This window comes from Synechococcus sp. BA-120 BA3, from assembly GCF_034931285.1.
Lineage (GTDB): Bacteria > Cyanobacteriota > Cyanobacteriia > PCC-6307 > Cyanobiaceae > Cyanobium.
The window spans coordinates 1-4330 of sequence record NZ_JAYGHZ010000098.1 but is presented as its reverse complement, the minus strand read 5'-3'; the positions used below and the strand labels follow the sequence as shown (position 1 = coordinate 4330).

Here is a 4330-nt window from a genome sequence, read left to right as displayed (position 1 = left end):
GCGGGCGCCCGCGCCGGCACCCTCCCGATCGGCCGGTGCGGCGGCCGCCGAGCCCGCCGCCCCCGTCTGGGACACCTCTCCACTGGTCCCCCTGGGGGACGATGACGAGATCCCCTTCTGAGTCAGAGCCGTTCGCCGGCCTGGTCGATCAGCTGACCCAGTTCCCGCTCCAGGGCCGCCAGATCCAGCCGCCATTCGCTCCAGCGGCCGCTGTCCAGCTGGCGCAGCAGCCAGAGCCGATCCTCCCCCAGCTGGCTGAGCAGCTCGGCGGTGGAGGGGGTCTCCGGCACGCTCCAGGGGGTGTCGCTGTCAGCGGCGGAATCGGTGCCGGCCCCCACGGGGCTGGCGGTGAAGCCGTCTTGGGGGCTGGCTTGGGGGCTGGCCATGGGGCGGCGGGGCGAAGCCTTCAGCCGCCATCCTGGCCCCCGCTGACGGAGAATGGGGGGATGCAAGCGTTTCTCTCCCCGGGCAGCCTGGTGACCGTCGCCGGTGCCGTTCTCACCGTGATCGGATCGATCGCCTACGCCACCGACAGCCCCAACATCAGCCTGGCCGGTGTCTTCTACGGCGTGCCGATCCTGCTGGGGGGCCTGGCCCTGAAATCCTCCGAGCTGCCGCCCGCCGAGCGGCTCACCCCCGCGGCCCGGCTGCGTGACCTGCGCCAGCAGCCCGGCAACGAACCCCTGCGCAAGCTGCTGGCCGACGTCACCCGCTGGCGCTACGGCCAGAAGGCCCACCTGGAGAGTTCCCTGGAGGCCCTCAAGCTCTGGGACGAGGACGCCCCACCCCAGCTGGTGGCCGTCGAGGAGCTGGAGGCCGGCGGCGGCTACGGGCTGCGCCTGACGATCGAGTGCCACGGCGTGGCCTACGAGCGCTGGCAGGATCGTCGCGAGCGCCTGGGCCGGTTCTTCGGCCCCGGCCTCACAGCCGACCTCCAGCAGGCCGGCCCCGGGCGGCTGCAGCTGAGCCTGCTGCCGGCCACCCCCCCAGGCCCCGCCAGCTCCGACCCGTCCCTCGCCGCCCCCGTCCCTTGAGTCCCGATCGGCATATCAGCGCGGAAGACACCCTGCGGGTGTCCGTGCTCAGCGAAGCCCTGCCCTACATCCAGCGCTTCGCCGGCCGCCGCATCGTCATCAAGTACGGCGGAGCCGCCATGGTGCGTGAAGACCTGCGCGATGCCGTCTTCCGTGACCTCGCCCTGCTGGCCTGCGTTGGGGTCCAGCCGGTGGTGGTCCACGGCGGCGGCCCGGAGATCAACCAGTGGCTGGAGAAGCTGGCGATCGAGCCCCGCTTCCAGGACGGCCTGCGGGTCACCTGCCCCGACACCATGGACGTGGTGGAGATGGTGCTGGTCGGGCGCGTCAACAAGCAGATCGTCAACGGCCTCAACCGGGTGGGTGGCCGGGCCGTGGGTCTCTCCGGCAGCGATGGCGGCCTGGTGCAGGCCCGCACCATGGGGGACGGCACCCTCGGGGTGGTGGGCGATGTGGCCCGGGTGGATCCCTCGGTGCTCACCCCCCTGCTCGCGGCCGGCTACATCCCGGTGATCTCCAGCGTCGCCCCCAATGCCGATGGCCTGGCCCACAACATCAACGCCGACACCGTGGCCGGCGAGCTGGCCGCGGCCCTGCAGGCGGAGAAGCTGATCCTGCTGACCGACACGCCAGGGATCCTCCGCGACCGCCACGCCCCCGCCAGCCTGATCCGCCAGCTCAGCCTCTCGGAGGCCCGCGGGCTGATCGCCGACGGGGTGGTGGAGGGGGGGATGACCCCCAAGACGGAATGCTGCATCCGGGCCCTGGCCCAGGGGGTCAAGGCGGCCCACATCATCGATGGCCGGGTGGCCCATTCCCTGCTGCTGGAGGTGTTCACCAATGCCGGCATCGGCACCATGGTGGTGGGCAGCCCCGGCCTGCTCGATGGCTGAGGATCCGCCCGCCGAGGCCCCACGCAAGCACCAGCAAGGCTCCGGCCAGGTCGGTCACCCGTTCGGCCAGGGTCACCCCCACCCCGACCTGCATCGCGATGCCGTGGCGGCGCTGCAGCCACAGGCCCCGCAGGGCCTCACCACTGCGGCCGGGGGCGGCGACCAGCGCCAGGCCGGCGACATAGATCCGGCTGCTGGGCCGCCAGTCCAGGGGGTGCCCCAGCTGGCGCAGGTAGAACTGCCAGCGCTGGAACAGCAGCAGATAGCCCACGGCCACCAGGGCCGGCACCAGCAGCCAGCACCACCAGGGCAGCGCCCCCAGGGAGCGCATCACGCTGGCGAAACCGAACCAGAGGCTGAGCCCCAGATAGAGCGCCAGGGTCGCCACCAACCCCAGGAACCAGCGCTTCCTCATCGGCGGCCTTGCCGCTGGCGGGCCGGCGGCGGGATGGATAGCCACGCGGTCATGGGGTGAAGCGCAGCTTCTGGGCCGCATAGAGGCACATCCTCGCCAGGATCAGCCCCTCCTTCACATGGGCGATGTTCGAGCTGCCGTAACTGCGCTCCTGGTACCGCACCGGCACCTCCACGATCTTGAGATTCAGCTTGGCCGCGCCGAAAAGCAGATCGAAGTCGCCGAAGGGGTCGAAGTCGCCGAAGTAGGCCCGCCCGGCCTTGAGGCGCTCGTAGTCGGCCTTCCAGATCACCTTGGTGCCGCAGAGGGTGTCCTTGAGCCGCTGGCGCAGCAGCCAGGAGAAGGCCGCGGCGAAGAAGCGGTTGGCGGCCGTGTTCAGCGGCGGCATGGCGGCGCTGCTGCGGGGGTACACCAGCCGGCAGCCATTGACGAACTCCCCCCGGCCCTCCGCCAGGGCCTTGTAGAAGCGAGGCAGATCCTCGGGGCGCACGGTGAGGTCGGCATCGAGGATCATCAGCACCTCCCCCTCGGCCTGGTCGAAGCCCAGCCAGACGGCGTCGGCCTTGCCGCGGCCGCTCTGGCGCAGGGCCCGCAGCCGCAGCGGGCCGCTGTAGGCCGCGCAGACCCGCTCGATCGCGGCCCAGGTGTCATCGGAGGAGTGGCCCTCCACGAACAGCACCTCGGTGGCCGATCCCAGCAGGGGCATGCGGTCGATGGCCGCGGCGATGTTGCCAGCTTCGTTGCGGGCCGGGATCACCACGCTGACGCTGGGGCGGCGCTGGGCCGGGATGGCGGGTCGGGCCACGAGCCAGTGGGTCAGCCCGAACTGTTCCAGCACAGGCAGCTGGCTCAGCCAGCGGTTGGCCAGGGGGGCGAGCAGGGGGATCCGGCGGGGCAGCAGGCAGCGGTGCCCCTGCTTGAGCACCTCCCAGCCGGCCAGATCGAGCAGATTCTGCACGTCCCTGGGGGTGAGCCAGCTCTCGGGCGGCTGGGGCTGGCGCAGACCCAGGGTTTCCGCTGCCTTCAGCAGCGGCTGCCACAGCCAGTTGTGGAAACTCACCACCAGCCGGGTGCGGTCATGGCAGAACGCCGCCAGCCGCTCCAGCACCCCCTGCACGTCCTCGAGGGTGTTGAGGGTGTTGGCCAGCAGGATCACGTCGAAGGGGGCGCTCTCCCCGATCGCCGCCGGGTCGATGGTCGCCGCCTCGGCGCAGACGATCCGCAGGTGGGGGTGGGCCGCCCGGGCGGCGGCGGCGATGACAGGGTTGCGCTCGATGCCCACCCCGTGGCCCGGGCGGGTGGCCGCCAGCAGATCGCCCAGGCCGCAGCCGATCTCGAGCACCCGCAGGCCCGGGGCGACCAGCAGCTGGTGCAGGCGGTTCAGGTCCTCGTAGTAGGCGCGGTTGCGGCGGTGGAACCGCTGCAGTCCTTCCGGTTGGAGTGTGCCGTTCATCGCAGCAGGGCCAGCGTGCCCGCCACATCGAGCCGCAGGCCGCGGGCCACGATCCGCAGCGTCCGCAGGGTGCGGTTGCCGGGGTCGAGCCGGGCGGCGGCATCGAGCGCCTCCTGGGCCTGGCCGGGGTGGAAGCGGTAGAGCTGCACGAAGCCGAGGGCCATCAGGGCATGGGGATTGGTGGGTTCGAGGGACACGATGCGCTGCAGGGTGTCGACGGCCCCATCGGCGTGCCGCTGCAGCGCCTGGGCCAGGGCCAGACCATAGAGGTCTTCCAGGCCGGCTTCCCCGGGGTCGGCGCCAGTCTCCTGCAGCCTCGCCCGCAGCAGCCGCTCCCCCTGGGAGAGGTAGATCTGCTGGGGGTCGCGCTGGTTGATCTGCCCCACCTGCCGGAAGAGCCGGTCGAGATCGCCCGTCCGCAGCAGCCTGCCCAGCGCGAGCAGCTGGTCGATGCGGTTGGGGGGCGCCTCGACGTCGCTGCCTGTGCCGCCGCCGGCCACCGTCAGGGTCAGGGGGGCGGCGCGCAGGGCGAGCG

6 protein-coding genes are annotated in these 4330 nt (G+C 72.0%); 2 read left to right on the top strand and 4 right to left on the bottom strand.

What is annotated here, in order from left to right:
• Nucleotides 1-122: 122 nt before the first annotated feature.
• Nucleotides 123-386 (bottom strand): DUF8666 family protein, encoded by a 264-nt coding sequence (locus tag VB737_RS05675; RefSeq protein WP_500311866.1) that lies wholly within the window; start codon nucleotides 384-386, stop codon nucleotides 123-125.
• Nucleotides 387-446: 60 nt separating this feature from the next.
• Between VB737_RS05675 and VB737_RS05670 the strand changes: the two genes are divergently transcribed.
• Both VB737_RS05670 and argB read left to right on the top strand, forming a co-directional pair.
• The gene (locus tag VB737_RS05670) at nucleotides 447-1034 is read left to right on the top strand and encodes a DUF2854 domain-containing protein (RefSeq protein WP_500311864.1); all 588 of its coding nucleotides are present in this window, start codon (nucleotides 447-449) and stop codon (nucleotides 1032-1034) included.
• Nucleotides 1031-1927 (top strand): acetylglutamate kinase, encoded by an 897-nt coding sequence (gene argB, locus VB737_RS05665; protein WP_216923178.1) that lies wholly within the window; start codon nucleotides 1031-1033, stop codon nucleotides 1925-1927. Before VB737_RS05670 ends, argB begins: the two co-directional genes overlap by 4 nt.
• Here argB and VB737_RS05660 read toward each other — a convergent pair.
• The 3 genes from VB737_RS05660 to VB737_RS05650 form a co-directional block, all read right to left on the bottom strand.
• A complete protein-coding gene (locus VB737_RS05660) occupies nucleotides 1869-2342 on the bottom strand; it encodes a lysylphosphatidylglycerol synthase domain-containing protein (protein WP_500311861.1) in 474 nt (157 codons plus the stop codon). The genes argB and VB737_RS05660 overlap by 59 nt on opposite strands.
• A gap of 49 nt (nucleotides 2343-2391) precedes the next feature.
• Nucleotides 2392-3795, bottom strand: coding sequence for a glycosyltransferase (locus tag VB737_RS05655; protein WP_500311860.1), 1404 nt, complete (start codon nucleotides 3793-3795; stop codon nucleotides 2392-2394).
• Nucleotides 3792-4330, bottom strand: a 539-nt coding sequence (locus tag VB737_RS05650; protein WP_500311858.1) for a tetratricopeptide repeat protein, incomplete at its 5' end; no start/stop codon positions are given. The genes VB737_RS05650 and VB737_RS05655, both read right to left, overlap by 4 nt.

Excerpts from the sequence above, each read along its gene's own strand:
- VB737_RS05675 (WP_500311866.1), bottom strand. The coding sequence starts at position 386 with ATGGCCAGCCCCCAAGCCAGCCCCCAAGACGGCTTCACCGCCAGCCCC.
- VB737_RS05670 (WP_500311864.1), top strand. The coding sequence starts at position 447 with ATGCAAGCGTTTCTCTCCCCGGGCAGCCTGGTGACCGTCGCCGGTGCC.
- VB737_RS05660 (WP_500311861.1), bottom strand. The coding sequence starts at position 2,342 with ATGAGGAAGCGCTGGTTCCTGGGGTTGGTGGCGACCCTGGCGCTCTAT.
- VB737_RS05655 (WP_500311860.1), bottom strand. The coding sequence starts at position 3,795 with ATGAACGGCACACTCCAACCGGAAGGACTGCAGCGGTTCCACCGCCGC.